The organism is Clostridium lundense DSM 17049 (genome assembly GCF_000619945.1).
Classification (GTDB): domain Bacteria; phylum Bacillota; class Clostridia; order Clostridiales; family Clostridiaceae; genus Clostridium_AO; species Clostridium_AO lundense.
The window spans coordinates 1-26372 of the sequence record NZ_JHVC01000020.1 but is presented as its reverse complement, the minus strand read 5'-3'; the positions used below and the strand labels follow the sequence as shown (position 1 = coordinate 26372).

At 28.9% G+C, this 26372-nt stretch carries 29 protein-coding genes, 1 rRNA gene and 1 pseudogene; 11 read left to right on the top strand and 20 right to left on the bottom strand.

The window, feature by feature from the left end; translation table 11 throughout:
* Positions 1-86: 86 nt before the first annotated feature.
* The 7 genes and pseudogenes from rpsR to yedF form a co-directional block, all read right to left on the bottom strand.
* The gene (rpsR, locus tag T514_RS0118210; protein WP_027626071.1) at positions 87-353 is read right to left on the bottom strand and encodes a 30S ribosomal protein S18; all 267 of its coding nucleotides are present in this window, start codon (positions 351-353) and stop codon (positions 87-89) included.
* A 131-nt stretch (positions 354-484) separates the two neighbouring features.
* Positions 485-803 (bottom strand): annotated as a pseudogene (locus tag T514_RS0118205) (single-stranded DNA-binding protein); the annotation flags it as partial.
* Positions 804-814: 11 nt separating this feature from the next.
* Entirely contained in the window at positions 815-1102 is a 288-nt protein-coding gene (gene rpsF / locus T514_RS0118200) for a 30S ribosomal protein S6 (protein WP_027626069.1), read from the bottom strand.
* Between the two features lie 96 nt (positions 1103-1198).
* Positions 1199-1408: a DUF951 domain-containing protein gene (locus T514_RS0118195; RefSeq protein ID WP_027626068.1), complete on the bottom strand. Its 210-nt coding sequence runs from the start codon at positions 1406-1408 to the stop codon at positions 1199-1201.
* A 1-nt stretch (position 1409) separates the two neighbouring features.
* On the bottom strand, positions 1410-2270 hold the full coding sequence (locus T514_RS0118190; protein WP_027626067.1) for a mechanosensitive ion channel family protein: 861 nt from the start codon (positions 2268-2270) through the stop codon (positions 1410-1412).
* A 47-nt stretch (positions 2271-2317) separates the two neighbouring features.
* On the bottom strand, positions 2318-2566 hold the full coding sequence (locus T514_RS0118185) for a putative Se/S carrier protein (RefSeq protein WP_027626066.1): 249 nt from the start codon (positions 2564-2566) through the stop codon (positions 2318-2320).
* Positions 2567-2581: 15 nt separating this feature from the next.
* Positions 2582-3169 (bottom strand): sulfurtransferase-like selenium metabolism protein YedF, encoded by a 588-nt coding sequence (gene yedF, locus T514_RS0118180; RefSeq protein WP_027626065.1) that lies wholly within the window; start codon positions 3167-3169, stop codon positions 2582-2584.
* 328 nt (positions 3170-3497) lie between these two features.
* Between yedF and T514_RS0118175 the strand changes: the two genes are divergently transcribed.
* From T514_RS0118175 to yyaC, 3 genes are read left to right on the top strand one after another with little or no spacing between them, the layout of a single operon-like run.
* Positions 3498-4652, top strand: a complete 1155-nt coding sequence (locus tag T514_RS0118175; protein WP_027626064.1) for an aminotransferase class V-fold PLP-dependent enzyme — start codon at positions 3498-3500, stop codon at positions 4650-4652.
* Between the two features lie 4 nt (positions 4653-4656).
* Positions 4657-5712 (top strand): sporulation integral membrane protein YtvI, encoded by a 1056-nt coding sequence (ytvI, locus tag T514_RS0118170; RefSeq protein WP_027626063.1) that lies wholly within the window; start codon positions 4657-4659, stop codon positions 5710-5712.
* 54 nt (positions 5713-5766) lie between these two features.
* The gene (yyaC, locus tag T514_RS0118165; protein ID WP_027626062.1) at positions 5767-6360 is read left to right on the top strand and encodes a spore protease YyaC; all 594 of its coding nucleotides are present in this window, start codon (positions 5767-5769) and stop codon (positions 6358-6360) included.
* A 119-nt stretch (positions 6361-6479) separates the two neighbouring features.
* On the opposite strand, the gene T514_RS0118160 is transcribed toward yyaC, so the two are convergent.
* The 13 genes from T514_RS0118160 to rpmH form a co-directional block, all read right to left on the bottom strand.
* A complete protein-coding gene (locus T514_RS0118160; RefSeq protein ID WP_027626061.1) occupies positions 6480-6734 on the bottom strand; it encodes a YkuS family protein in 255 nt (84 codons plus the stop codon).
* 54 nt (positions 6735-6788) lie between these two features.
* Positions 6789-7292 (bottom strand): DUF4446 family protein, encoded by a 504-nt coding sequence (locus T514_RS0118155; protein ID WP_027626060.1) that lies wholly within the window; start codon positions 7290-7292, stop codon positions 6789-6791.
* Between the two features lie 54 nt (positions 7293-7346).
* On the bottom strand, positions 7347-8204 hold the full coding sequence (locus T514_RS0118150; RefSeq protein ID WP_027626059.1) for a ParB/RepB/Spo0J family partition protein: 858 nt from the start codon (positions 8202-8204) through the stop codon (positions 7347-7349).
* Between the two features lie 6 nt (positions 8205-8210).
* Positions 8211-8975: a ParA family protein gene (locus T514_RS0118145; protein ID WP_027626058.1), complete on the bottom strand. Its 765-nt coding sequence runs from the start codon at positions 8973-8975 to the stop codon at positions 8211-8213.
* Between the two features lie 169 nt (positions 8976-9144).
* Complete coding sequence (gene noc, locus T514_RS0118135; RefSeq protein WP_027626057.1) at positions 9145-9924, bottom strand: nucleoid occlusion protein; 780 nt, start codon at positions 9922-9924, stop codon at positions 9145-9147.
* Between the two features lie 114 nt (positions 9925-10038).
* Positions 10039-10758 carry a 16S rRNA (guanine(527)-N(7))-methyltransferase RsmG gene (gene rsmG, locus T514_RS0118130; RefSeq protein WP_027626056.1) on the bottom strand — a complete coding sequence of 240 codons (720 nt, stop codon included), beginning with the start codon at positions 10756-10758 and terminating at the stop codon, positions 10039-10041.
* Between the two features lie 79 nt (positions 10759-10837).
* A complete protein-coding gene (gene mnmG / locus T514_RS0118125; protein ID WP_027626055.1) occupies positions 10838-12721 on the bottom strand; it encodes a tRNA uridine-5-carboxymethylaminomethyl(34) synthesis enzyme MnmG in 1884 nt (627 codons plus the stop codon).
* A 10-nt stretch (positions 12722-12731) separates the two neighbouring features.
* Positions 12732-14111, bottom strand: coding sequence for a tRNA uridine-5-carboxymethylaminomethyl(34) synthesis GTPase MnmE (mnmE, locus tag T514_RS0118120; RefSeq protein ID WP_027626054.1), 1380 nt, complete (start codon positions 14109-14111; stop codon positions 12732-12734).
* A gap of 58 nt (positions 14112-14169) precedes the next feature.
* Entirely contained in the window at positions 14170-14796 is a 627-nt protein-coding gene (jag, locus tag T514_RS0118115) for an RNA-binding cell elongation regulator Jag/EloR (RefSeq protein WP_027626053.1), read from the bottom strand.
* Positions 14797-14810: 14 nt separating this feature from the next.
* On the bottom strand, positions 14811-15479 hold the full coding sequence (locus T514_RS0118110) for a membrane protein insertase YidC (RefSeq protein ID WP_027626052.1): 669 nt from the start codon (positions 15477-15479) through the stop codon (positions 14811-14813).
* A gap of 18 nt (positions 15480-15497) precedes the next feature.
* Positions 15498-15707, bottom strand: coding sequence for a membrane protein insertion efficiency factor YidD (gene yidD / locus T514_RS0118105; RefSeq protein WP_027626051.1), 210 nt, complete (start codon positions 15705-15707; stop codon positions 15498-15500).
* Positions 15704-16042: a ribonuclease P protein component gene (rnpA, locus tag T514_RS0118100; protein ID WP_027626050.1), complete on the bottom strand. Its 339-nt coding sequence runs from the start codon at positions 16040-16042 to the stop codon at positions 15704-15706. The genes yidD and rnpA overlap by 4 nt, the downstream gene beginning before the upstream one ends.
* A 52-nt stretch (positions 16043-16094) precedes the next feature.
* Positions 16095-16229, bottom strand: a complete 135-nt coding sequence (rpmH, locus tag T514_RS0118095; protein WP_027626049.1) for a 50S ribosomal protein L34 — start codon at positions 16227-16229, stop codon at positions 16095-16097.
* Positions 16230-16730: 501 nt separating this feature from the next.
* On the opposite strand from rpmH, the gene dnaA reads away from it, so the two are divergent.
* From dnaA to T514_RS0118055, 8 genes are all read left to right on the top strand, one after another.
* Positions 16731-18092 carry a chromosomal replication initiator protein DnaA gene (dnaA, locus tag T514_RS0118090; protein ID WP_027626048.1) on the top strand — a complete coding sequence of 454 codons (1362 nt, stop codon included), beginning with the start codon at positions 16731-16733 and terminating at the stop codon, positions 18090-18092.
* A 260-nt stretch (positions 18093-18352) separates the two neighbouring features.
* Positions 18353-19456: a DNA polymerase III subunit beta gene (gene dnaN, locus T514_RS0118085; protein WP_027626047.1), complete on the top strand. Its 1104-nt coding sequence runs from the start codon at positions 18353-18355 to the stop codon at positions 19454-19456.
* A gap of 14 nt (positions 19457-19470) precedes the next feature.
* On the top strand, positions 19471-19677 hold the full coding sequence (locus T514_RS0118080) for an RNA-binding S4 domain-containing protein (RefSeq protein ID WP_027626046.1): 207 nt from the start codon (positions 19471-19473) through the stop codon (positions 19675-19677).
* 105 nt (positions 19678-19782) lie between these two features.
* Positions 19783-20871, top strand: a complete 1089-nt coding sequence (gene recF / locus T514_RS0118075) for a DNA replication/repair protein RecF (protein ID WP_027626045.1) — start codon at positions 19783-19785, stop codon at positions 20869-20871.
* 42 nt (positions 20872-20913) lie between these two features.
* Entirely contained in the window at positions 20914-21177 is a 264-nt protein-coding gene (gene remB / locus T514_RS0118070) for an extracellular matrix regulator RemB (RefSeq protein ID WP_027626044.1), read from the top strand.
* Between the two features lie 17 nt (positions 21178-21194).
* Positions 21195-23108, top strand: coding sequence for a DNA topoisomerase (ATP-hydrolyzing) subunit B (gyrB, locus tag T514_RS0118065; protein WP_027626043.1), 1914 nt, complete (start codon positions 21195-21197; stop codon positions 23106-23108).
* Between the two features lie 20 nt (positions 23109-23128).
* A complete protein-coding gene (gene gyrA / locus T514_RS0118060; RefSeq protein WP_027626042.1) occupies positions 23129-25612 on the top strand; it encodes a DNA gyrase subunit A in 2484 nt (827 codons plus the stop codon).
* A 522-nt stretch (positions 25613-26134) separates the two neighbouring features.
* A 16S ribosomal RNA gene (locus T514_RS0118055) occupies positions 26135-26372 on the top strand; the annotation flags it as partial.

The window sequence follows — 26372 nt, the reverse complement described above, 5'->3', positions numbered from 1 at the left end:
TTATTCAAAAATTATATATTAAGATAATAAAAAAATAGGTATCTTAATTTTCATTAAGATACCTATTGGTATATGTTAATCTATAATTATTCTGTTGTAAATGGTAATAATGCTATGTTTCTAGCTCTCTTTATAGCATCAGTTAATTCTCTTTGGTGCTTAGCACAGTTTCCGGAAATTCTTCTTGGAAGAATCTTTCCTCTTTCTGTTATATATTTTCTTAATTTGTTTATATCTTTATAGTCAATAGACTCTGATTTATCTATACAGAAAGAACAAACCTTCTTCTTAGCTCTTCTCATTCTAGCTCCGCCTTTTCTTGCACCAGCGTCTCTTCCAGCTTCTCTACTCATTTCATTCCCTCCTCACATTTAAAATGGAATCTCCCCATCATCTACTGGAGTGATATCTTCACCATAAGATCCACTATCAAATCCTGATGTCTGAGATTCATAACCTTCGTATTGAGGTGCAGCTGACTGCTTATTTCCCCATTCAAGGAATTGAACTTCTTCTGCAACTACCTCAGTAACATATCTTCTAGTTCCATCTTTTGCTTCATAATTTCTTGTTTGAATTCTACCACCAACTCCCATAAGTTTTCCTTTACTCATGTAGTTTGCCGTAGATTCAGCTTGTTTACCCCATACTACTACAGGGATAAAATCAGCTTCTTTTGTACCGTCTTTAGAAAATCTTCTATCTACGGCCAACGTAAAGGTGGCAACAGCTGTACCAGTACCTGGAGTAAACCTAAGTTCTGGGTCTTTGGTTAATCTACCAATTAAAACAACTTTGTTCATTAAAACACCACCTATTTTTCTTCTTTAACGATGATATGTCTGATAACTGAATCATTGATTCTAAATAATCTGTCTAATTCTTTTGGTAGTTGTGGTTCAGCAGAAAAGTTCACTAATGTATAGTAACCTTCATTAACTTTTTCTATTTCATAAGCAAGCTTTCTCTTGCCCCATAAATCAACATTTTCTACTACTCCACCAGCATTTTCTATAACACCTTTAAACTTTTCAACGTTAGCTTTAACAGCTTCCTCGTCTAATGATGGGTGTAGTATAAATATAGTTTCATATTTTCTCATTAGAATTCACCTCCTCCCCTTGGACTAACGGCTGTGGTTTCCACAGCAGGGACTACAAGATATTTTATCACTAAAAAAAGCAAAAATCAATATGTTTTATTCATTATTTTCTATTTCTTCGCTAGTTTTAACCACTTTTTTCATATCTTTTTCAAATTTGCTTCTTTCAAGCATTATTATTCTGTCACATCCACAACATTTTATCTTTATGTCAGCCCCCATTCTTATTATCTTCCATTCTTTACTTCCGCATGGATGTGTCTTTTTCATTTCAACTATGTCTCCAAGATTAAATACTTTATTCATTTTATTCCTCCTTTAGTATTCTTATCCTAGGGTATGGTCTACTTATATTTTCCTTATCCAATACATCTTTTATTCTTTTTCTTAATTCCATTTCTATATCCCATTGTGTCATAGGTTTTACCTTTCCAACTATTCTAATAGTAGTTCCCGTCTCTTTAAGTTGAACTATTCCTGAAACATTAGGTCCATCAACTATATTTTCATTCTCATCTTTAAATTTATTGCATACTTCTTTTATAGCTAAAATTGCCTTGTCTACATTTTCATCATTAGCAATATCTACGTCTACTGATATTCCCCTATTTCCTCTAGAATGATTAGTAACTTCTCTTATAGAACCATTAGGAATTATATGAAGGTCTCCATTAAAATCTCTCATTCTTGTAATTCTTAATTCTATACTTTCAACAATTCCATTTTTATCTTGTATAGTTACATAATCTCCTACTGCATATTGGTCCTCAAACAATATAAAAAAACCATTTATTATATCCTTTACTATATTTTGTGCACCAAATCCTATGGCTACACCACCTATACTTGCAAAGGTTAATCCTTGTATGCCAAAAAGCATTTCCATGATTATAAATATACCAAAAAAATAAACGGAATATTTAAGTATACTCTTTAATACTGCTCCTAAAGTTTTAGATTTTCTCTCATCTAAAGAAAATTTCATTTCACTCTGTTTTTCAACAAATCTATTTATAACTTTATTGCCAACTTTTATTATTATATACATTAATATAAGTATAATAACAACTCTTATAGTATTATAAAGTATTTTGTATAACTTCTCGTCATCGATGTAATCCAATAGCTTATGCCATTGTATGTTAAATAAGTAAATATTATTCTTCATTATTTGTATAGTTCACCTCAGCGTTTTTTATTTAAATTATATAATATTTAAACATATAATTCATAGTTGGAATTTTTTTGTACATAGATATTTTTTATTTTAATTTTACCACGATCTTTAATTTTTAAAACCTTTTCTATATAATCAATCTCTATTCTTATGCTTATACCACAACTCTTAGTTATATTTGTTGGAGTAGGCATAATAGTTACTGGAATATTATTTTCTTTTAAAACACTCTCTGCTTCCATAGCATCTAATGTATTTATAAAAATTATAAGATAATATTTTTCCAATTTATCCTCCAAAAATTATAATTTTATAGTATTATTAGAGTTATTCATTTTTTCTACTATAGTATACATATTGGATATCTCTCCAATTTCCAATTTATCTTTCAAATTATAATAATCTAAACATGTACCACAACTTAGTATATTAGCTCCTTTTTCTTGAAGTGTTTTTAAACTGCTCAATACTTCTGATCCTGAGGTAGTTAGCATTACTCCACTATTTAAAAATATTATATTAGTAGGTACTTGATCACTTTCTGATAAGGCAAATAAATAGCTCTTCATTAATATAGCCCCTAACTCCTCACTACCCTCACCAAGTTTATTAGTGGAAATAACTATAGTAAATATATTATTAAATTCTATTCCTTCCTCACATTTACATTGAATTTCTTTATTTATAACTATTTTATAAAATCCATGATTTTCTTCTTTCAATTCACCTTTATATCCACTATTTTTACAAAGTTTTAATATATTATTCTTTGCAATTTCATTATCAACTACTACTTCTGCTTCCCCTTCACTAATAGATTCAAAATATTTTTTTGTTTGAATTACTGGCTCTGGGCATCTTAATCCTCTACAGTCTATAACTTTACTCAAACTATATTCCCCCTTAACTAATATTTATAATTTTATCCGATTATTACTCGCTTTTTACTCCCACCTTCTTCAAAGTGGAAATAAATCCTTGGATAATCATTTCTAAGCTTTAGTGGGAGTAAAAACTTCCTCTGAAACCAAGAATTTTGTCTATAACTTATATAATAATATATACATAATTAATATACAATTTTAAAATTTTGCTTTATACTATATAATGTAAATATTATATTATAATTATAGCAAATACATGATAAATAAGGTAAGTTTATGAGTAAATTTAAAATACATAAAAAGTAACTTATTTATTATTAAGGAGCTGATTACTATAAAAGTGTATCTAGATAATGCTGCTACTTCTTATCCAAAGCCAGACTGCGTATATGATGGTATGTTAAACTACATGAAAAATATTGGTGCGAGCCCTGGAAGAGGAGCATACTCTAATGCATTAGAAAGTAGTAGAATAGTATATAATTGCAGAAAAGCAATAAGCGAATTTTTTAACTTTAATAAAATTGAGAATATAATTTTCACTTCTAATATCACTGCTTCATTAAATATATTATTAAAATCTACAATAAAAGATAATTGGCATATAATAACTTCATCTATGGAACATAATTCTGTATTAAGACCTTTAAGTTCAATTGCAACATATAAAAATATAGAGGTTGACATAATACAATGTTCTCCTAATGGGCTACTTTCTATAGAGGAATTTAAAAGTAAAATTAAAACCAATACTAAAGTTGTAGTAATGTCTCATGCTTCAAACGTAATAGGTTCTATACAGCCTCTAGAAAAAATAGGTAAGATATGTAAAGAAAAAGGCATATATTTTATTATTGATTCTGCTCAAACAGCAGGAGCAATTCCCTTAGATTTTAATAAATTAAATTGTAGTGCTTTAGCTTTTACTGGTCACAAAGGCCTATTGGGACCTCAAGGCATTGGTGGATTTATGATATGTGATGAACTGAATAATGAAGCTCTACCTTTTATAGAAGGCGGAACTGGTAGTGAATCTGAAAATATATTTCAACCTACATTTTTACCAGATAAGTTTGAAAGTGGAACTTTAAATACTCCTGGTATAGTTGGTTTATATCAAGGTATAAATTTTATTAAAAATATAGGTCTGGACTATATTGTAGAAAATGAATCCCATTTATTTAAAGTATTTTTAGAAAAATTATTAAACCTAGACTTTATTAACATATATGGATATGATAAAAATATATCCTATGTACCAACAGTTTCCATTGGACTTAAAAACATGAATAGTTCAATGTTATCTTATATACTTGACAATGAATTTAAAATAGCCACACGATCAGGCCTTCATTGTGCACCATTAGCACATAAAACAATAGGTTCTTTTCCAAGTGGTACAGTTAGATTTAGTCTAGGTTTTTTTAATACACTTGAAGATATAGAGTACACTATAAATAGCTTATATACAATATGGAAAAGGAAGTGATCCTATGAATGAGCTTATAAATAAATTTGATAAGGTTATACTATTCTTTATTATATATACACTTACTTTTGTATTGTTATGTAAATCCTTAAATTACGCATTACCTTTTATATTAGCCTATATTTTTTCTTTGATTCTAAAAAAGCCTACAGAATTATTAATAAATAAATTTAAGATAAAAAAATGGATATCTGCCTTAATTACTACATTAGTGTTTTTTACAATGATAATATTTATATTATCTTTTGGTATAACTTCTCTTACTAAGGAAGCTATACAATTAGGAAAAAACACTCAAACTTACTTAACAAATAACTCAAATAATATATATAATTTCTTTGAAAACTTAAAAGTATATTATAATAACTTAGATCCATCAATAATAAATGCTATTGAAAAAAATTTATTTGGCTCTTTATCTAAAATTTCAAATTTTACAATGTTAGTTACAAGTAAGATTATTCAAAGCGTAATTTCATTTTTAACTTATATTCCATATTTATTAATGGTAATATTATTTACACTACTTTCAACCTACTTTTTTACCAAAGATCTTGCTTCCACAAAAAATAGACTTTTAAATTATGTTTCATCTGATGATCAAAGTAAATTACAAAATATAATTACGCAATGTAAAAAAATGATTATAACCTACTTATTATCTTACTTATTGGTTATATCCATAACCTTTGTTGAAACTATGATTGGCTTTTTAATATTAAGAGTCAAATACGCTGTCTTATTAAGTATAGTAGCAGCAATATTTGACATACTTCCTATATTAGGTATAGGGGGAATTTATATTCCATTAGCCTTACTATATTTATTTATTAATAAAAATTATTTTGTTGCAATAGGTATAATTGTATGGTACATAATAGTTACTATAATAAGACAAATACTTGAGCCAAAAATAGTATCCTCTTCTTTAGGTATCCATCCTGTTTCCGTTTTAGCAGCTATCTTTATAGGATTAAAAGTAAATGGTATTTTAGGAATGTTCTTTTGTATATTTTTAGTAGTGTTTTATAAAGTTCTAAAAGGTGTAGACGTATTATAACTATATGTATAAAAAACCCCCTTATGGACACAATTCCATATAGGAGGTTTTTTTATGGAAAAAAAGGTTATTATTGATTCATCATTGAATAATTCTACACTATTATTAAGAGATACTTTATATAATTATTTACTACCCATTGTTAAATCTAAAAGAACAATTATCTTACTTTGTATAGGTTCTGATAGATCAACAGGTGATAGTCTTGGGCCATTAGTCGGACATAAACTTCGATTTTTATCCAGAGATAATTTTTATATATACGGAAGTCTAGAAAGCCCTGTTCATGCTAAGAATTTAAAAGACATTATAAAGGAAATAAATCAAAAATTTAAAAATCCATATATAATCGCAGTAGATGCTTGTCTTGGAAGTATTCAAAACATAGGAAACATATGTGTTGAAGAAAAACCTTTATCACCTGGTTCTGCAATGAATAAAAAATTACCACCAGTTGGTAATTTAAGTATAACTGGTATAGTTAATATTTCTGGTGCCCTAGAATTTATGGTTTTACAAAACACAAGATTACATACAGTAATTACACTTGCAGACATAATTTCTAATGGAATTTATCACTCTGTTTTAAAAACTATAGGCGGTAGGCGATTAGAAAGACCTATAAAGAAAGCTGCTATATCTAGATAGAATATATTAATTTAAAATTTAAAAAGCCAAGATTAATATATTTTACTATAATCTTTGGCTTTTATTTCTCTATAAATTAATTAGATTTTATTATGAAATTTTATAAATTTGTTAACATTTTAAAATATGGAACTATAAGTTCTATTATTAAGTATGTATTCTATTTCATCTATAGTCTTATATCCTATATCTACAATTAAAGTGCCATCTCTATTCAAAGTATTTTTCATGCTTAGTTTTGATAATCCACCATTTTTCAAATCACATATTACCGCTTCACATGGTTCATCATCTAGTGATGTAATTACCTTATATCCTCTTTTTTTTAATTCTTGTATTATATATTTAAGTTCTTCTGAAACGCATATTGTCATGTAAAAACCTCCTTTTAGGTAATATTGCCATAAAGGAGGTTTTTTATTCATATTTTATATAGATTTATTCATTGCATCTTCTAATACATATTTCTCTTCATCTGAAAGTTCATATCTTGATAATCCTTTGTCTATAGGTTTGGCATAAGTTGTACTTTCATTTCTACCATAAATACCTGTAAGAATAACACCATTATTTTTATTATCTAATAATGCAATTGAATAACTCAAATCACTACCAACATCTTCAAAAGCTCTATATCTAACTATTGATACTCTTTGAACACACGTATCTACCCTATTATTTAATGATTTATATAATTCCATCATATATTCAGTTTGCTCACTAGCCTTGTCTATCTTGTCTAAATGCATAGTAACTAGTTCTTCAATACTTTTATTATCAGTGCCTCTCATAAGTTTTCTATATCTATTTTCTAATTTATTAATAGCCTTTAATTGTATAATTACCATAAAAAATAATATTATTACCATAGCTACAAGTGCTGCAATAATTATATTTTGAAAGCTATCTATAATACTTAGTATGTTATTCATGTATTCTTCTCCTTCCAGTTTTGTTTCACGTGAAACATTATATGTCCATTTCTATTATAATTTTAAAATATCAAGTATTCTTTGAAGATCTTCTTCTGAGTAGTATTGTATTTCAATTTTACCTTTATTTTTTTTACTATTAATCTGTACCTTTGTTCCAAAGAATTCTTCTAATCTGTTTTTGATATCTATATAGTATGGATTATCTGACTTATCACTTTTTTTATTATCGTTGCTCTTTGTATTTACTAAATCCCTTATAATTTTTTCTGTCTCTCTTACACTGAGATTTTCATCAATAATTGTTTGAGAAACTTTATATTGTAATTCCTTATCTGACAATGCTAAAATCGCTCTACCATGTCCTTCTGATATAACTCCGTCAATTAAATATTCTTGAACCCTATCATCTAAATTTAGCAATCTTAAGCAATTAGCAATAGCTGTTCTTGATTTGCCTAATCTTTTGCTTAATTCTTCTTGGGTTAATTTAAATTCATAAATAAGTTTTTTATAGGCTTTAGCTTCTTCTATAGGATTTAAGTCTTGCCTTTGTATATTTTCTATTAAAGATATTTCTAGTACTTCTTTATCACTTAAATCCATAATAATTACAGGAATTTTTTTTAGTCCAGCCAACTTAGCCGCTCTCCAACGTCTTTCTCCTGCTACTATTGTATAAATATTGTTTTCACTTTTAACTATTATTGGTTGGATTAGCCCGTGCTCTTGAATGGACTGAGATAATTGAATTATTCCTTCTTCGTCAAAATTTTTTCTAGGTTGTTCACTATTCGGCCTAATTAAATCTATGGACAATTCATTTACATTATTATCGCTAGGTATATCTTCATTAATATTCTCAGGAATAAGAGCTCCTAATCCTTTTCCTAATCCAAATTTTTTACTCATTCTTATCTATTTTTGCCTCCTTAAAAATTCTTTAGTTAAATTCTCATAGGATTCTGCTCCTTTACACTTTCCATCATACAAAAGAATAGGTAATCCAAAACTTGGTGCTTCAGCTAATCTAATATTTCTAGGAATATTGCTATCATAAACTTTATTTTTGAAATACTTTTTTACTTCTGATACTACCTCATTTGAAAGGTTTGTTCTACTATCAAACATGCTCATTATAACCCCTTCTATTTCTAATTGTTTATTAAGGGATTTTTTTACAAGTTGTATAGTATTAACCAGTTGCCCTACTCCTTCTAAAGCATAAAATTCACACTGAATAGGTATTAGTACACTATTCGAAGCAACTAGAGCATTTATAGTTAAGAGACCTAATGATGGTGGGCAATCTATAAATATAAAATCAAAATCATCTCCAATTAAACCGATTTTTTCCTTTAATATATTTTCTCTATTGTCCCTTCCTATTAATTCAACTTCCGCTCCTGCTAATTCCATTGTGGATGGAGCTATATAAAAATTATTTATAAGTTCGCTTTGTATTATTACATCTTTAATGGACATATGTGAAGTTAGTACATCGTATATTGAGCCATTCAACTTTTTCTTATCAATACCCAATCCACTAGTGGTATTTCCCTGAGGATCTATATCTATTGAAAGTACTTTGTATCCTTCCATACAAAGATAAGAGCATAAATTAATATTTGTAGTTGTCTTTCCTACTCCACCCTTTTGATTAAAAATAGAAATAACCTTCATATGTATCCCCACCTATCTTTTATATATGATAAACTTACTATATTAATTATATATTCATTATAATAATAATAAAAGTATTTTATGAAAATTATATAAAAATAGAAGCCCATTGATTAATGAGCTCCATTTTTATATAGCTATTAACTTTAAATGTTTCACGTGGAACATTTTACTTTTTAGGGATATTGATAGTAATTTGAATTTTATCTTCTAATTCTTTAGATGTATATTGAGCTGTTACACCATACTTATCAAATACTTGCTTTACTGTATTTATATAAACCTTTGGACTAAATATCCCCTTGATTCTCTTTTTTCCATCCTTAGCTAGATTATTTTCTGTAATTTTTATAAGTTCTTTTTCAATTAGTTCTTCTGTTTTCTTTACATTTAAAGACTTTTTTATAACTACTTTTAATATTTTCTTTTGCAACTCTTCTGTAGGTAACTTTAATAATGCTCTAGCATGCCTTTCTGTTAAATTATTCTCTAATAATAACTTCCTAATATCCGGATAAAGTTTTAGAAGCCTTATTTTATTAGCTATAGTAGACTGTTTTTTTCCTATAAGTCCAGCTAATTGTTCCTGTGTATAGTTATGCTCTTTTATTAAATTATAATAAGCTTCAGCCTCTTCTAAAAAATTTAAATCTTCTCTCTGTATATTTTCTAATAATGCTATAGCCGCTGATTCTTTATCAGTTACATCTACAATAATAACAGGTACTTCTTCTAATCCAATTTTTTTAGCAGCTCTTAATCTTCTTTCTCCAGCAACGAGCTCAAATCTATTTTCTCCTATTCGTCTTACTGATAAGGGTTGGATTATACCATAACTTTTTATTGATTTAGCTAGTTCATCTATAGCTTCTTCATTGAAAACTTTTCTTGGTTGATATACATTAGGAGAAATTAATTCGGTATTAATAAAATTTACATTTCCTTCCATAGCTAACCATCCCTCTTATGTTTTCCTTTATCTAAACAAATTCTCCACACTTATTCAAAATCCTTCTTTTATTCTATAACATTTCTATGACAAATTGCTACATAATAAATAATATTATTTGATTGGGTTTTTAGCAGCAGTTCCAGCCTTTCTAGGATACTTTCCTGGAGTATTATTTACCTTCTTTATTACTACTAAATTATGTTGTAAATCACTTTCTTCTATTTCCACTTTTATAATTTCTTCAACTTTTCCACCCAATAGGCCTATAGCTTTTTCTCCTTCTTTAATCTCTTCATCTATAGCTGGTCCTTTCATAGCAATAAAATATCCTCCTATTTTCACATAAGGCAAACAAAATTCACTTAATACTGCTAAATTAGCAACAGCTCTTGAGACAACAGCATCAAACTTTTCTCTATACTCACTTTTTTTTGAAAAATCTTCAGCTCTTCCATGTAAAGTACTAATATTATTTAATTGTAGTTCACTTATAACTTCGTCTAAAAATTTTAATCTTTTATTTAAAGAATCTAGAAGAATTATTTCCTTATTGCTATCCACAATTCTTATTGGTATTCCTGGAAAACCAGCACCAGTGCCAATATCTATTATTTTTTTACATTCTTTTAAAGGTGAAAACTTATAGATTTTTATACTATCTATAAAATGCTTTTTAATAATCTCTTCATCTTCTGTTATCGCAGTAAGATTTATTTTTTCATTCCACTCTTTTATCAAATCCTTATACTTGATAAAATTATTATACATTTTTTCATCAAAATCCATGCCAATATCTTTACAAGCAGAACTTAAAAGATCGAAATATTGCATAATTTACCTCCAATATATAAAATAAATGAATTTATATATTCATTTATTTTATTAATGCTTTTTTTACTAATGAAATTAATTATTCATTGTCTTTTTTAAATTTATGTTCCAAATAAATTAGAAGAACAGATACATCTGCTGGTGATACTCCAGATATTCTAGAAGCCTGACCTATATTCATTGGTCTAATCTTATCTAATTTCTGTACAGCTTCTTTTCTTAATCCATGTACATTATTATAATCTATATTCTCTGGAATAATTCTTTTTTCAAATTTCCTATATTGCTGAACTTGATCCAACTGCTTCTGTATATATCCTTCATATTTAGCCATAGTATTTACTTCTTCTTGTATATCAAAAGGCAATTCTGGTCTTTCTATATCTAGATTTTGTATCTTAAAATAATCAAGTTCTGGTCTCTTTATTAGCTCATATAAACTAATAGGTTTTCTAAGTTCAACAGAATTTAGAGATACTAAAAACTCATTAACTTCCTTTTTATTTGTTACTTGAATATTTTTAATTCTTTCAATTTCTTCTTCTATTTTTTGTTTTCTAACTAAATATTTTTTATATCTTTCCTCATTCACAAGCCCCACAGAGTATCCCATCTCTGTAAGTCTTAAATCAGCATTATCTTGTCTTAAAAGTAATCTATACTCTGAACGTGATGTCATCATTCTATAAGGCTCATTAGTTCCCTTAGTTACTAAATCATCAATTAATACACCTATGTATGCATCAGATCTATTTAAAATTAAAGGTTGTTTTTCTTTTACTTTCATAGCTGCATTTATACCTGCTATTAGTCCTTGAGATCCAGCCTCTTCATATCCTGAACTTCCATTAATTTGACCTGCTCCAAATAAGCCTTCAATATCTTTAAATTCTAAAGACAACTTTAATTGCTGCGGATCTATAGAATCATATTCTATAGCATATGCAGTTCTTAAAAACTCTGCATTTTCAAGTCCTGGCACTGTTCTATACATAGCTATTTGTACATCTTCAGGCAAAGAACTTGACATTCCTCCAACATATAATTCATTAGTATTTTCTCCTTCTGGTTCTATAAATACTTGGTGTTTTTCTTTGTCTGGAAATCTCATAACTTTATCTTCTATTGATGGACAATATCTTGGACCAATTCCCTCTATGGAACCATTATATAAAGGTGATCTATGTATATTCTTTCTTATAATCTCATGAGTTGTTTCATTTGTATAAGTTAGATAACAAGAAATTTGATCTTTTTCTAATTTATCACTCATAAATGAAAATGGAACTATTCTTTCATCTCCAGCTTGCTCAATCATCCTTGAAAAATCCACTGTTTTTGCATTTACTCTAGCTGGTGTTCCTGTCTTAAATCTTCTTAATTTTATTCCCATATCTAAAAGACACTGAGATAAATCATTTGCAGGAAATAATCCATTAGGACCACTACTATAGCTTATATCTCCTATAATTACTTTTCCCTTTAGGTAAGTTCCAGTAGCTAATATAACTGTTTTTGTAGTATAATATGCTCCATTTTTGGTTAGTACTCCCTTGATCTTATTATCTTCTGCATCTATTGAAATAACTTCTATTTGTTTTAATGTTAAATTTTCTTCTCTTTCAAGTACACCTTTCATTCTTTCGCAATATCTTCTTTTATCTGCCTGTGCTCTAAGTGAATGTACAGCAGGGCCCTTAGATGTGTTTAACATCCTAGATTGTATAAAGGAGTGGTCTATATTTATACCCATTTCTCCCCCTAAAGCATCTATTTCTCTTACCAAATGACCTTTAGCTGTACCACCTATGTTAGGATTACATGGCATTAATGCAACGCTATCTAGATTTATAGTGCAAACTAAAACCTTACAACCAATTCTAGCAGCAGCGAGTCCAGCCTCACAACCAGCATGACCTGCTCCAACTACAACAACATCATAATCTCCTGCGAAATATTTCATATGCTTCTCCCTACTTTCCTAAACAAAATTCTGAGAATATTTTATCTATAATATCTTCTTCTAATGTTTCCCCGGTTATCTCACCAAGTTTTAACCATGCATTTCTAATATCTATAGATGCTAAATCTATAGCCAAAGTATCATTTAAAGTATTTATTGCTGATATGCAACTTTCTTTTGCCCTAATTAAAGCTTCCTTATGTCTTGTATTAGTTATTATAACATCTCCAGACTTTACTTCTCCATTGAAAAATAAATCTTTTATGCACTGTTTCAGGCTCTCAAGGCCCTGTCCTGTCTTTGCAGAAGTCTCTATTACGTATTTAGAATTTAATCCATGTAAATAATCCTTATTTATTTTACTATCTAAATCTTTTTTGTTTAAAAGCACTATATATTTTCTATCTTTTATATAATCAATTATTTCATAATCTTCATTATCCAATTCTTTACTAGAATCTAGCATAAGAATGATTAAATCTGATTCATTAATTTTTTCTTTAGATTTTTCAACACCAATTTTCTCAACAATATCTTGTGTTTCTCTTATTCCTGCTGTATCAACTATTTTTATTGGTACTCCATCTAAATTTATGTATTCTTCTATAACATCTCTTGTAGTTCCTGGAATTTCAGTAACTATCGCTCTTTTCTCCATAAGAAGTGCATTTAATAATGATGATTTACCAACATTAGGTTTACCAACAATAACTACATTTAAGCCTTCTCTAAGAATTTTTCCTTCATCTGCTGTATCCAATAACTTGCTAATCTCTTTATCTATTTCTAACAATTCTTTGCCTACTTGTTTTCCTGTGATCTCCTCTAAATCTTCTTCTGGAAAATCAACAGTAGCTTCTATATGGGCTATAGTTTGAAGTAATTTATTCCTTAAAGAATTTATTTCCTTAGAAATTCTTCCTCCAGATTGTAAAACTGCTGACTTCATTGATAAATCAGTCTTAGCTCTTATTATATCAATAACTGCTTCCGCTTGACTTAAATCAATTCTGCCATTTAAAAAGGCTCTTTTAGTAAATTCTCCAGGTTCTGCAAGCCTTGCTCCAGCTTTTATAACTTCTTGCAATATTTTTTTCGTAGGGGTAACTCCACCATGACAATTTATTTCTACTGTATCTTCTGCAGTAAAACTTCTTGGCCCCTTCATATAACTTACTAAAACTTCATCTAAAATATCTCCAGTTTCTCTTTCTACAATATGACCATATCTCATACTATAAGGCTTAATATCACTTAAAGCCTTTCCATTTTTAGCTTTAAAAATGCTATCCACTATCTTTATGCACATGCTTCCTGAAACTCTAATAATTGAAATTCCGCCTTCTCCTAATACCGTTGACACCGCTGCTATAGTATCAAATTCTTTCATATTATTACACTCCTTATTACAGCTTTTTGTTACTATAAAGTTAAAAAGAAAGCCATCATCAGGCTTTCTTTAAGTCTACAACTACTCTTCTATATGGCTCTTCGCCTTCACTATAGGTTTCAACATAGGGACTGTTCTGAAGAACTGAATGAATTATCCTTCTTTCATATGGGTTCATTGGTTCTAATTTTATAGTCTTTCCTGTTCTTCTAGCTTTAGTAGCTATTTTTACAGCAAGTCTTTTTAAAGTTTCTTCCCTTTTTTGTCTATAGTTTTCTGTATCTAATATTACTCTTTTATATTCATCTTCGTGGTCTCTATTTACTACAAGACTTATTAGATATTGCAGTGAATCTAATGTTTCTCCCCTATAACCTATAAGTATTCCCATATCTGGGCCTGTCATAGAAATTCTTAAAATATTTTCTTCTTCTTTTACCCTTATTTCTGCTTTTATCCCCATAGTTTCTAAAATCTCTTTTAAAAAATTCTTAGCTTCATATACATAATCTTTTTTTACAGTTACTCTAACCTTTGCAGGTCGTGCGCCAATTAGTTTGAATAGCCCTTTGCTACCTTCATCAAGAACTTGCACCTCAACTTTATCCTCAGATACATTAAGTTCTTTTAGCGCATTACTAACAGCATCCTCTACTGTTTTTCCCGTCATATCTATTGTCTTCATACCGTAAGCACCCCCTAGGCATTATTTTCTGCCATGTGTTTTTCTTCAAGCTTTTTAGTAAGAATTGTTTGACCCATCTGAATTAAGTTACTTACTACCCAATATAGTACTAATGCAGCTTTTAGCTTCCAGCTTATTACTATCATAAATAATGACATATATAAATTCATGGCAGCTGCTTGCTTACCCTGAGGATTATCTTTCCCACCGCTAGGATTCATAATAAGCCCAGCATAATATTGTGTAGCACCTGCAAGTACTGCAAGAACAATGTCTGGTTTAGCTAAATCCTTTATCCATAAGAATGTAACCCCATTTATACCTGTTATATTATTAAACACATAATAAAGAGCTAATAATATTGGCCACTGAATAAGTAAAGGTAAGCACCCTCCAAAAGGACTTACTCCTTTTTCCTTATAAAGTTTCATCATTTCTTGCTGCGCTCTTTGAGGATCATTTTTATATTTATCTTGTAACTTTTTTGCTTCAGGTTGAATTCTTGTCATTCTAATACTTGATCTTATTGATTTTATATTAAGTGGTAAGAGTATTACTTTTATTATTAATGTAACAAAAATAATAGCTAATCCATATGAATAATTAGGATCATTTATTAAGTTAGCTACCAATTTATGTACATAAACAAAAAATTGAACTAACGCATTGTTAAGATAACTCATCATTAACCTCCAGACACTTTATTTAACAGGGTCATATCCCCCTTTGTTAAAAGGATTACATCTTAAAATTCTCCATAAGGCCATAAGCCCACCCTTAAATACACCATATTTTGATATAGCATCTATTGCATATTGAGAACATGTTGGATAAAATCTACAACAAGGTCTTTTAATAGGTGATATATATTGTCTATAAAATTTAATTGTACCAATTAAAATTTTTTTCAATTATTATATAAGCCTGCCTTTTTAAATAAATTAATTAATGAACTTTCTATTTGGTTGTAACTTTTATCTTTAGAAAACGTTCTTGCTACAACTACTAAATCATATCCTTTTTTAAAATTATCGACATTAAGTCTGTAACTTTCTTTAATTAATCTTCTTACCCTACTTCTTACTACACTCTTTCCTACCTTTTTACTAACCGATACTCCAAATCTATTAAAATCATTTCTATTATTTTTATAAGTATATAGTACTAACAAATTATTAGAAAAAGACCTACCTTTTCTGTATACTACCCTAAACTCTGCATTTTTTCGCAATTTGTATTTCTTCATACTTATACTCCTTTTTTTCTGCAATTGCAGAAAAAGGCCACAAATAGCGGCCTTATGCTGTCAATCTCTTTCTACCTTTTTGTCTTCTTCTCTTTAGAACGTTTCTTCCGGATAAACTACTCATTCTCTTTCTAAAACCATGTTCTTTTTTTCTTTGTCTCTTCTTTGGTTGGTATGTCATAAACATCTACAATACACCCCCTTCTCACTATTTAATTTTTATATAGCAATTATCTTACTACCTACTTATAGATTTACTATTAAATTATATATTCACCACTCTTTAATGTCAAGAAAAAGGCATTTGTTAATATTTTTAATTATTTTTTGTGGATAACTTCTTGAATACCCTTGTAGGTTCTGATATTATTAATACAGGGTTGTTGATAACTTATTTTATTTACAAAGTTATCAACAACTGTTGATAACTTTGTGTATAACTTGTTATTTTTTATGAATATTTCTATTTTCATATTATATTTTATCCAATATTCAATATTTATTCATAGGTTAATAATGTTATTATCTAATTACACACATATGTTGATAACTTTTTTAAAAACTAATTATCAACCAAAATTATTAACATGTGAATATTTTTTTAAACAATTGTCAAGAAAAACTAATAATGTTTATAAATTTTTATATATATTGTTAATTATTATAAACTTGAACTGGAGGATAAAAAATGAGTACCCAATTGAAAGATATCTGGGAAAAAACTTTAAACATAATAAAAGGTGAGCTTACAGAAGTAAGTTTTAATACCTGGATAAAAAGTATTGTACCAATAAAAATTGAAAATGATTCTATATTCTTATGTGTTCCAAATGATTTTACTAGAGGAATACTTAATAGTAGGTATAAAGATCTTATTATAAATGCTCTAAAATTAATTACTTCAAAGAAATATAACGTAGAATTTTTTATTACATCTGAAGATGTCACGGATTTGGAACCCAAAAATAAAGAATCAGAAATTATCCAAAAACAAAATGCAAACATTGTAATAAGTGATGATATGTCCACTATGCTTAATCCAAAATATACTTTCGATTCCTTCGTTATAGGTAATAGTAATAGATTTGCCCATGCAGCTTCACTCGCTGTAGCAGAAGCTCCTGCAAAAGCTTATAATCCGTTGTTTATATATGGAGGAGTTGGTCTAGGAAAAACTCACTTAATGCATGCAATTGGTCATTATGTTCTTCAAAACAATCCAAAGTCTAAAGTTGTATACGTATCTTCTGAAAAATTTACAAATGAACTAATAAATTCAATAAAAGATGATAAAAACGTAGAATTTAGAAATAAATACAGAAATGTGGATATACTTCTAATAGATGATATACAATTTATAGCTGGAAAAGAACGAACTCAAGAAGAATTTTTCCATACTTTTAATGCTCTTTATGAAGCAAATAAACAAATTATATTATCTAGTGATAGGCCACCAAAAGAAATTCCTACATTAGAAGATAGATTACGTTCCAGATTCGAATGGGGTCTTATAGCTGATATTCAAGCCCCTGATTTTGAGACAAGGATGGCAATTTTAAAGAAAAAAGCTGATGTTGAACATTTAAATATACCTAATGAAGTAATGGTGTATATTGCAACTAAAATAAAATCTAATATAAGAGAATTAGAAGGTGCACTAATAAGAATAGTAGCATTTTCATCTCTTACAAATAAAGAAATAAGTGTAGATCTTGCTTCAGAAGCTTTAAAAGACATAATATCAAATAAACAATCAAAACAAGTTACAATAGATCTTATTCAAGATATAGTAGCAAGTTATTTTAATTTAAGAGTAGAAGATTTCAAATCTGCAAGAAGAACGAGAAATGTAGCTTTTCCAAGGCAAATAGCTATGTATCTTTGTAGAAAACTAACAGATACTTCTCTTCCTAAAATAGGTGAAGAATTTGGAGGAAGAGATCATACTACAGTAATTCACGCATATGAAAAAATTTCTACTAGCTTAAAGCAAGACGAATCTCTTCAAAATACCGTAAATGATTTAACTAAAAAAATAACTCAAAAATAATTAACAATTGTTTATTATTTAATTATAATATGATGTGGATAATTAAAATTATATTTTTTTGTCTTAATAATGTGGATAAGGACGTAATTAAATCAATTACTTATCCACAATTATTTTTTACAATAAATTGAGCTATTTCAATGGATGCACGGGTTATCCACAAATTCACAGCCCCTACTACTATTACTACTAAAATATATTAATATATCTACTCTATCTATACTACAAAAACTATGTGGATTAATTAAGGAGGTTTAACTATGAAAATAAAATGTGAAAAAAATATATTGCAGGAAGCTATATCTATAGCACAAAAAGCTGTTACTGGAAAATCAACTATGCAAGTTCTTCAAGGAATATTAATAAATGCAAAAAATAATTCTATAGTATTTACAGGATCAGATATAGATTTAAGTATTGAAACTAAAATAAATGCAGATGTTTATGAGGAAGGTTCTATAGTAGTAGATGCTAAAATATTTGGTGAAATAATAAGAAAACTTCCTAACGATATTATAGAAATAAGTACTAAAGATAATAACGTAATTGAAATAATATGCCAAAAGTCTAGATTTACTCTTGTACATATGGATGCATCTGATTTTCCAGAGTTACCTAATATAAATGAAAATAGTATTTTTTCAATACCTCAAAAGATATTAAAAGCTATGATAAAAGGTACTATATTTGCTGCAGCCCAGGAAGAAACAAGACCTATATTAACAGGAATTTTATTTGAGATAAAAAATAAAAATTTAAACTTGGTTGCATTAGATGGTTATAGATTAGCTGTTAAATCTGAATATATAGATAGTGAAAACTCTATAAATGCAGTTATTCCTGGAAAAACCTTGAGTGAAGTTGCAAAAATATTAGAAGATGGAGACAATAATGTAAATATAACATTCACACCAAACCATATTTTATTTAGTATAGGTGAAACTAAAATAGTATCAAGATTATTAGAAGGGGAATTTATAAGATACAATTCAATAATTCCAGAAGAATATAACTTGAAAATAATTGCAAAAAGAACTGAATTATTAAATTGTATAGAAAGAGCTTCCCTTATGGGCAAAGAAGGAAACACAAGTTTAATAAAATTAAGCATAGAAGAAGACACTATGGTTATAACTTCTAATTCTCAATTGGGAATGGTTAGAGAAGAAGTGGGAATAATTTTGCAAGGACAATCATTACAAATTGCATTTAATTCTAAATATTTAATCGATGTATTAAAAATAATGGAAGAGGAAGAAATAGTTATGGAATTATCTAGTAGTGTTAGCCCTTGTGTAATAAAAAATAAGGAAATAGACAATTGTACATATTTAGTTCTTCCTGTTAGATTATTAAACAATTAAGGAGAGATTAGCTTATGAAAGAAGTAAGTATCAATACAGATATAATAAAGCTAGATGCATTTTTAAAATGGTGTGGTGCTGTAGGTTTAGGGTCAGATGCTAAAATGATGATACAAGATGGATTAATTAAAGTTAATGGAGAAGTTGAGTTAAGAAGAGGAAGAAAGCTATCCAAAGGTGATAAAGTAGAAGTCAATAAAGAAGTTTATATAATAATATAATATTAAGCACAATGTATGATAAGTTAATAAATTGTTTTATTGTACATTGTGCATACTAATTTGTGCAATAGATATATTATGATATAATTATAATAGGTGTTTTTTATGTATATTAAATATTTACAACTAATTAACTTTAGAAACTATGAGGAATTAAGTATAGAACTAAATAAAAATGTTAATGTATTTATTGGAGATAATGCACAAGGAAAAACAAATATTTTAGAAAGTATATATTATTCTAGCATTGGAAGATCTCATAGAACCAATAAAGATAAAGAAATGATTAACTGGAATGCGGATAGTGCGTATATTAAATTGTATATAGCTAAAAGCAGACTAGATAAAAAAATTGAGATAAAGATATTTAAAGAAGGTAAAAAAGGTATAAATGTAAATTCAATAAAAATAAATAAAATATCTGAACTTTTAGGTGTGCTAAATGTAGTTATGTTTTCTCCAGAAGATTTAAAAATAGTTAAAGAATCGCCCTCTTTTAGAAGAAAATTTTTGGATATAGAGTTATGCAAATTAAGCGATAAATATTATTATAATTTAGTACAGTATAATAAAGTGCTTAATGAAAGAAATACAGCACTAAGAAAAGGTCAAAAAGAATTTTCAAGTATAATAGAAATATATGATAAACAATTAGTAAAGTTTGGAACATCAATTATAAGAGATAGAGAAATGTATGTAGAAAGAATGAATGAAAAAGGGATTTCAATACATAGTGATATAACTGCAGGTGTAGAAAACATAAGTTTTCAATATGTATCTTCGATAAAGTATGAAAATGATATTGAAAATGAATTTCTTAATGCTCTATATAAAAATAGAAAGAGTGATTTTGAAAAGAAAACCACATCTATTGGACCTCACAGAGATGATTTTTCTATAAAAATAAATGACATAGATGTAAGAAGTTTTGGATCTCAAGGTCAACAAAGAACAGCAACTTTAACTATTAAATTTTCCTCGTTGGAAATAATCAAAGATATTACGGGAGAATATCCAGTTCTACTTTTAGATGATGTCTTATCTGAATTAGACTCAAAAAGGCAAAAATATATTTTAAATTCTATTAAAAGTATTCAAACTATAATTACCTGTACTGGTTTAGAAAATATAGAAAACCATATAGAGGAGAATTATAAAATATTCAAAGTAGTAAAAGGAAAATGTATTAATTAATTTAAAAAATTATTCGGTATATAAATCAAGGGAGGAATTTTTGTGTTTTTACATTTAGGAGAAAATGTAGTAGTTCCTTTAAAAGATATTATTGGAATATTTGATATGGAAACATCTATGTATAGTTCTGATACAACACAATTTTTAAGAATGGCTGAAGAAGATGGTTTTGTTGAGAGAATAACAAAAGAAAAACCTAAGTCTTTTATAATAGCAGAGGTAAATAAAAAAAGTAAAATATTTCTATCTCCAATTTCATCTGCAACACTAACAAAAAGATCAGAAACATTATACTATGAACCTTAAAATTAAGGAGGATAAATATGGTGGAAGAGAAAAAGCAAAACTATGATGAAAGCCAAATACAAGTTTTAGAGGGTTTAGAAGCGGTAAGAAAAAGACCTGGAATGTATATAGGAAGTACAAGTGCAAGAGGACTTCATCATCTTGTTTATGAAATAGTTGATAATAGTATAGACGAAGCCCTAGCAGGATTTTGCGATAAAATAGATGTGTATATTGGTGAAGATAATTCAATAACTGTGCAGGATAATGGAAGAGGTATGCCAGTAGGTATGCATCCTAAAATGAAAAAACCAACTGTTGAAGTTATAATGACAGTACTTCATGCTGGTGGAAAATTTGGTGGAGGCGGATACAAAGTATCGGGAGGTCTTCATGGAGTTGGAGCTTCTGTTGTAAATGCTCTTTCAGAGGTATGTGAAATTTTCGTAGAAAGAGATGGTTATGAGTGGAAGCAAAGATATGAAAGAGGTAAAGCGGTTACTGGATTAGATAAAATAGGTGAAAGCGATAAACATGGAACTAGAGTGTATTTTAAGCCAGATAGTGAAATTTTTGAAGAATTAGAATTTGATTATGATACACTTGCCCAAAGGTTAAGAGAATTAGCCTTTTTAAATAAGGGCATAAAAATAAATTTAATTGATAAAAGAGCAGAAAAAAGTGAAGAATTCCATTATGAAGGTGGAATAAAATCTTTTGTATCTTATTTAAACAGAAATAAAGAGGTTTTACATTCTGAACCAATCTATATAGAAGGGGTTAAGGATGACCATATTGTTGAGATAGCTTTGCAATATAATGATGGATATACTGAAAACATTTTTTCTTTTGCAAATAATATAGATACAGTTGAAGGTGGTACTCATTTAGCAGGGTTTAAAACTGCATTAACAAGAGTATTCAATGATTATTCAAAGAAGTTTGGCCATCTTAAGGAAAATGATAAAAACTTGTCAGGAGAGGATATAAGAGAAGGTCTTACTGCTGTAATTTCTGTTAAGCTTACAGATCCCCAGTTTGAAGGGCAAACAAAAACTAAGCTTGGGAATAGTGAAGTTAGGGGAATAGTAGATAGTATAGTTGGAGAAGGAGTAGGAAACTTTCTTGAGGAAAATCCTCAAATAGCGAAGAATATTATAGACAAATCTTTAATGGCTTCTAGAGCAAGAGATGCAGCAAGGAAAGCTAGAGAGTTAACTAGAAGAAAGTCAGTTTTAGAAAGTACTTCATTGCCAGGGAAATTAGCAGATTGTTCTTCTAAGGATCCGGCAGAATGTGAAATATATATAGTTGAGGGAGACTCAGCGGGTGGATCAGCTAAACAAGGAAGAAATAGAAAATTTCAAGCTATACTTCCTTTACGTGGAAAGATAATGAATGTTGAAAAACAAAGACTTGATAAAATTCTTAACTCAGATACTATTAGATCAATGATAACAGCATTTGGAGCAGGAATAGGTAAGGATTTTGATATTGAAAAGATAAGATATAACAGAATAATAATAATGACAGATGCAGATGTTGATGGAGCACATATTAGAACATTACTACTAACATTCTTCTATAGATACATGAAAGAACTTGTTGAGCAAGGGCACGTGTATATTGCACAACCTCCATTATATAAAGTAACAAAGGGAAAGAAAGAGTATTATGCTTATACAGATCCAGAATTAGAAGCAGTGCTTAATGAAGTTGGAGGAAGAGATAATAATACAGACATCCAAAGATATAAGGGACTTGGAGAAATGAATGCAGAACAGCTTTGGGAAACTACAATGAATCCTGAACGAAGGATTTTATTAAAAGCAACTGTAGAAGATGCTATGGCAGCAGATGAAATATTTACAATTCTTATGGGTGATAAGGTGGAACCACGTAGAGAATTTATTACGGAAAATGCTAAGAAAGTTGTAAACCTTGATATATAAAGGTGGAAGGTGTGAAACAGATGAACAATGAAGGAAAAGTTTTGGAAGTAGATATAAAGCAGGAGATGAAAAAATGTTATATAGATTATGCTATGAGTGTAATAGTAGGTCGTGCTCTTCCAGATGTAAGAGATGGATTAAAGCCTGTTCATAGAAGAATACTTTATTCTATGTATGAATTGGGGCTTTCACCAGATAAAGGATACAGGAAATGTGCTAGAATAGTTGGAGATGTTTTAGGTAAGTATCATCCACATGGAGACTCTTCAGTTTATGATGCTTTAGTAAGAATGGCACAAGACTTTTCTCAAAGATATATTTTGGTGGATGGTCATGGAAATTTTGGTTCTGTAGATGGAGATTCTGCGGCAGCTATGAGATATACAGAAGCTAAAATGAGTAAAATATCTGTAGAAATTTTAAGAGAAATAAATAAAAACACTGTAGATTTTGGACCAAACTTTGATGGTTCTGAAAAGGAACCTTTAGTAGTTCCATCTAGATTTCCTAATTTACTTGTAAATGGTTCTTCAGGTATTGCAGTAGGTATGGCAACTAATATCCCACCTCATAACTTAGGAGAAGTTATAGATGGGATTGATATGATTATTGATAACCCAGATGTAACAATTCTTGAACTTATGACAAAAATTAAGGGACCAGATTTTCCTACTTCAGGTATAATACTTGGTACAGCTGGTATAAGAGAAGCTTATGAAACAGGCAGAGGAAGAATAATAGTAAGAGCAAATGCAGAAATAGAAGAAGAAAAAGGAAGACACAGAATTATTGTTACTGAATTGCCATACCAGGTAAATAAAGCAAAGCTTATTGAGAATATGGCAGATTTAGTAAAGGACAAAAGGATAGAAGGAATATCTGACATAAGAGATGAGTCCGATAGAGAGGGAATGAGAATAGTAATAGAAATAAAAAGGGACTCAAATCCAAATATAGTTTTAAATCAGCTTTTTAAACATACAAAAATGCAAGATACCTTTGGCGTTATTATGATTGCATTGGTAAATAATGAACCACAAGTGTTAAATTTAAAACAAATTCTTGTGCATTACTTAGACTTCCAAAAAGAAGTAATAAGAAGAAGAACTAAATTTGAGTTAGATAAAGCATTAGCTCGTGCACATATACTAGAGGGGTTAAGAATAGCTCTTGATCATATAGATGAAGTTATAAATTTAATAAGATCTTCTAAAAATGCTGAAATGGCTAGAAATGGACTTATGGAGAAATTTAATTTATCAGAGAAACAATCTCAAGCTATATTAGATATGAGACTACAGAGATTAACAGGATTGGAAAGAGAAAAAATAGAAGATGAATATAATGAGCTTATAAAAACTATAGATCATTTAAGAGAAATATTGGCTAATGAACAATTAGTTTTAAATATTATAAGAGAAGAACTAAATGAAATAAAAAATAAATATGGTGATGACAGAAGAACACAAATACAAAAGAATATCAATGAAATAAATATAGAGGATTTAATACAGGAAGAAGAAGTTGTTATTACATTAACCCAATCAGGATATATAAAGAGGATATCTGCAGATACCTATTCTTCTCAAAAAAGAGGTGGAAAGGGTATTCAAGCTATGACAACAAAAGAAGATGATTTTGTAGAAAAAGTATTTGTAACATCAACGCATAGCGATTTGCTATTCTTCACAAATTCGGGAAGAGTATATAAATTAAAGGCTTATGAAATACCTGATGCTGGAAGAACTGCTAAGGGAACTAATATAGTTAATTTAGTTCCATTAAATCCTGGTGAAAATGTAAAAGAGGTAATATCTATTAGAGAAAAAATAGAAGATGGATTTTTAATAATGGCTACTAAGAGAGGCATTATTAAAAAGACTTTCCTAAAAGAATTTTCTTCTATAAGAAAGAATGGTCTAAATGCTATTAATTTGAGAGAAGATGATGAGCTTCTAAAGGTTAAAGTTACTAAAGGTGATGCTGAGATTATTATGGTTACTCAAAATGGGTATGCTATAAGATTTAGTGAAAAAGATATCAGGCCTATGGGAAGAACTGCTACTGGAGTTAAGGCCATAACTCTAAGAGAAGATGATATAGCTGTAAGTATGGATATAATGGTGGAAGACGAATATGTATTAATTGTAAGTGAAAATGGTTTTGGAAAAAGAACTCCTGTATCTGAATATAATATTCAGAAAAGAGGCGGTAAAGGTATTATAACTTATAAGGTGGCAGACAAGACAGGAAAAATAGTAGCAGCAAGAGTTGTTAAAGATAGTGATGAATTAATGTTGATAAATAGTAGTAATACTGCTATAAGAATATGTGTATCAGATATAAGTGTAACAAGTAGAAACGCTATGGGAGTAACATTAATGAGAACTGACAAAGGTGAAAAGGTATTAGCAATTGCTAAAATAAATACTGAAGAGGAAGAAGAAATAGAAGATATGCAAGAAGTACAAGAAACAGAAGAGATACAAGAAACACAAGAGTAAAGGAAATAGCTAAAAACTATAACATTATAGTTTTTAGCTATTTTATTTATCAAATGATTACCTGATCTTTACTACAACTTTAAAAAAGATAGGAACATTAGAAAGGGTATGTTCATGGATAACTCCCTCTAAAGCTTAGAAGTCTGTTTATATAAAATAACTAGATAACCACAATATACTAACAACTTTGTCACGTGTATCTATATGAGCAATACTGAGAAATATTAAGGAATAAAGAGAGATAATTATTTAATTTAATTTAAAATAAAGTTAATTTAAATACGTTTTTAATTAACTTTGATAGAATAACACTTGTCGCTGCGAGGTAAGCAGTGACGAAATAAAAAACTATATAGCGCTTAAATTTCTAGTAAAAAAATGTTGACAAACATAAATTTAAGTGATAATATATAGTAGTCGCATGAAGCGACATGGTCTTTGAAAATTAAACAGAGAAGAGAAACCAGTCAATTCAAACAGGAAACTGTTTAAAATAGCGATGAGCTAAAAAGATTAAACTTTTAAATTGAGAGTTTGATCCTGGCTCAGGACGAACGCTGGCGGCGTGCCTAACACATGCAAGTCGAGCGATGAAGTTTCTTGGGGGATGGATTAGCGGCGGACGGGTGAGTAACACGTGGGCAACCTGCCTCAAAGTGGGGGATAGCCCTCCGAAAGGAGGATTAATACCGCATAATGTTAAGTTTTTGCATAAAGACTTAACCAAAGGAGTAATTCGCTTTGAGATGGGCCCGCGGTG

Excerpts from the sequence above, each read along its gene's own strand:
- rpsR (WP_027626071.1), bottom strand. The coding sequence starts at position 353 with ATGAGTAGAGAAGCTGGAAGAGACGCTGGTGCAAGAAAAGGCGGAGCT.
- rpsF (WP_027626069.1), bottom strand. The coding sequence starts at position 1,102 with ATGAGAAAATATGAAACTATATTTATACTACACCCATCATTAGACGAG.
- T514_RS0118195 (WP_027626068.1), bottom strand. The coding sequence starts at position 1,408 with ATGAATAAAGTATTTAATCTTGGAGACATAGTTGAAATGAAAAAGACA.
- T514_RS0118190 (WP_027626067.1), bottom strand. The coding sequence starts at position 2,270 with ATGAAGAATAATATTTACTTATTTAACATACAATGGCATAAGCTATTG.
- ytvI (WP_027626063.1), top strand. The coding sequence starts at position 4,657 with ATGAATGAGCTTATAAATAAATTTGATAAGGTTATACTATTCTTTATT.
- yyaC (WP_027626062.1), top strand. The coding sequence starts at position 5,767 with ATGGAAAAAAAGGTTATTATTGATTCATCATTGAATAATTCTACACTA.
- T514_RS0118160 (WP_027626061.1), bottom strand. The coding sequence starts at position 6,734 with ATGACAATATGCGTTTCAGAAGAACTTAAATATATAATACAAGAATTA.
- T514_RS0118155 (WP_027626060.1), bottom strand. The coding sequence starts at position 7,292 with ATGAATAACATACTAAGTATTATAGATAGCTTTCAAAATATAATTATT.
- T514_RS0118150 (WP_027626059.1), bottom strand. The coding sequence starts at position 8,204 with ATGAGTAAAAAATTTGGATTAGGAAAAGGATTAGGAGCTCTTATTCCT.
- T514_RS0118145 (WP_027626058.1), bottom strand. The coding sequence starts at position 8,975 with ATGAAGGTTATTTCTATTTTTAATCAAAAGGGTGGAGTAGGAAAGACA.
- noc (WP_027626057.1), bottom strand. The coding sequence starts at position 9,924 with ATGGAAGGAAATGTAAATTTTATTAATACCGAATTAATTTCTCCTAAT.
- rsmG (WP_027626056.1), bottom strand. The coding sequence starts at position 10,758 with ATGCAATATTTCGATCTTTTAAGTTCTGCTTGTAAAGATATTGGCATG.
- mnmG (WP_027626055.1), bottom strand. The coding sequence starts at position 12,721 with ATGAAATATTTCGCAGGAGATTATGATGTTGTTGTAGTTGGAGCAGGT.
- mnmE (WP_027626054.1), bottom strand. The coding sequence starts at position 14,111 with ATGAAAGAATTTGATACTATAGCAGCGGTGTCAACGGTATTAGGAGAA.
- jag (WP_027626053.1), bottom strand. The coding sequence starts at position 14,796 with ATGAAGACAATAGATATGACGGGAAAAACAGTAGAGGATGCTGTTAGT.
- T514_RS0118110 (WP_027626052.1), bottom strand. The coding sequence starts at position 15,479 with ATGAGTTATCTTAACAATGCGTTAGTTCAATTTTTTGTTTATGTACAT.
- rnpA (WP_027626050.1), bottom strand. The coding sequence starts at position 16,042 with ATGAAGAAATACAAATTGCGAAAAAATGCAGAGTTTAGGGTAGTATAC.
- rpmH (WP_027626049.1), bottom strand. The coding sequence starts at position 16,229 with ATGTTTATGACATACCAACCAAAGAAGAGACAAAGAAAAAAAGAACAT.
- dnaA (WP_027626048.1), top strand. The coding sequence starts at position 16,731 with ATGAGTACCCAATTGAAAGATATCTGGGAAAAAACTTTAAACATAATA.
- dnaN (WP_027626047.1), top strand. The coding sequence starts at position 18,353 with ATGAAAATAAAATGTGAAAAAAATATATTGCAGGAAGCTATATCTATA.
- T514_RS0118080 (WP_027626046.1), top strand. The coding sequence starts at position 19,471 with ATGAAAGAAGTAAGTATCAATACAGATATAATAAAGCTAGATGCATTT.
- recF (WP_027626045.1), top strand. The coding sequence starts at position 19,783 with ATGTATATTAAATATTTACAACTAATTAACTTTAGAAACTATGAGGAA.
- gyrB (WP_027626043.1), top strand. The coding sequence starts at position 21,195 with ATGGTGGAAGAGAAAAAGCAAAACTATGATGAAAGCCAAATACAAGTT.
- gyrA (WP_027626042.1), top strand. The coding sequence starts at position 23,129 with ATGAACAATGAAGGAAAAGTTTTGGAAGTAGATATAAAGCAGGAGATG.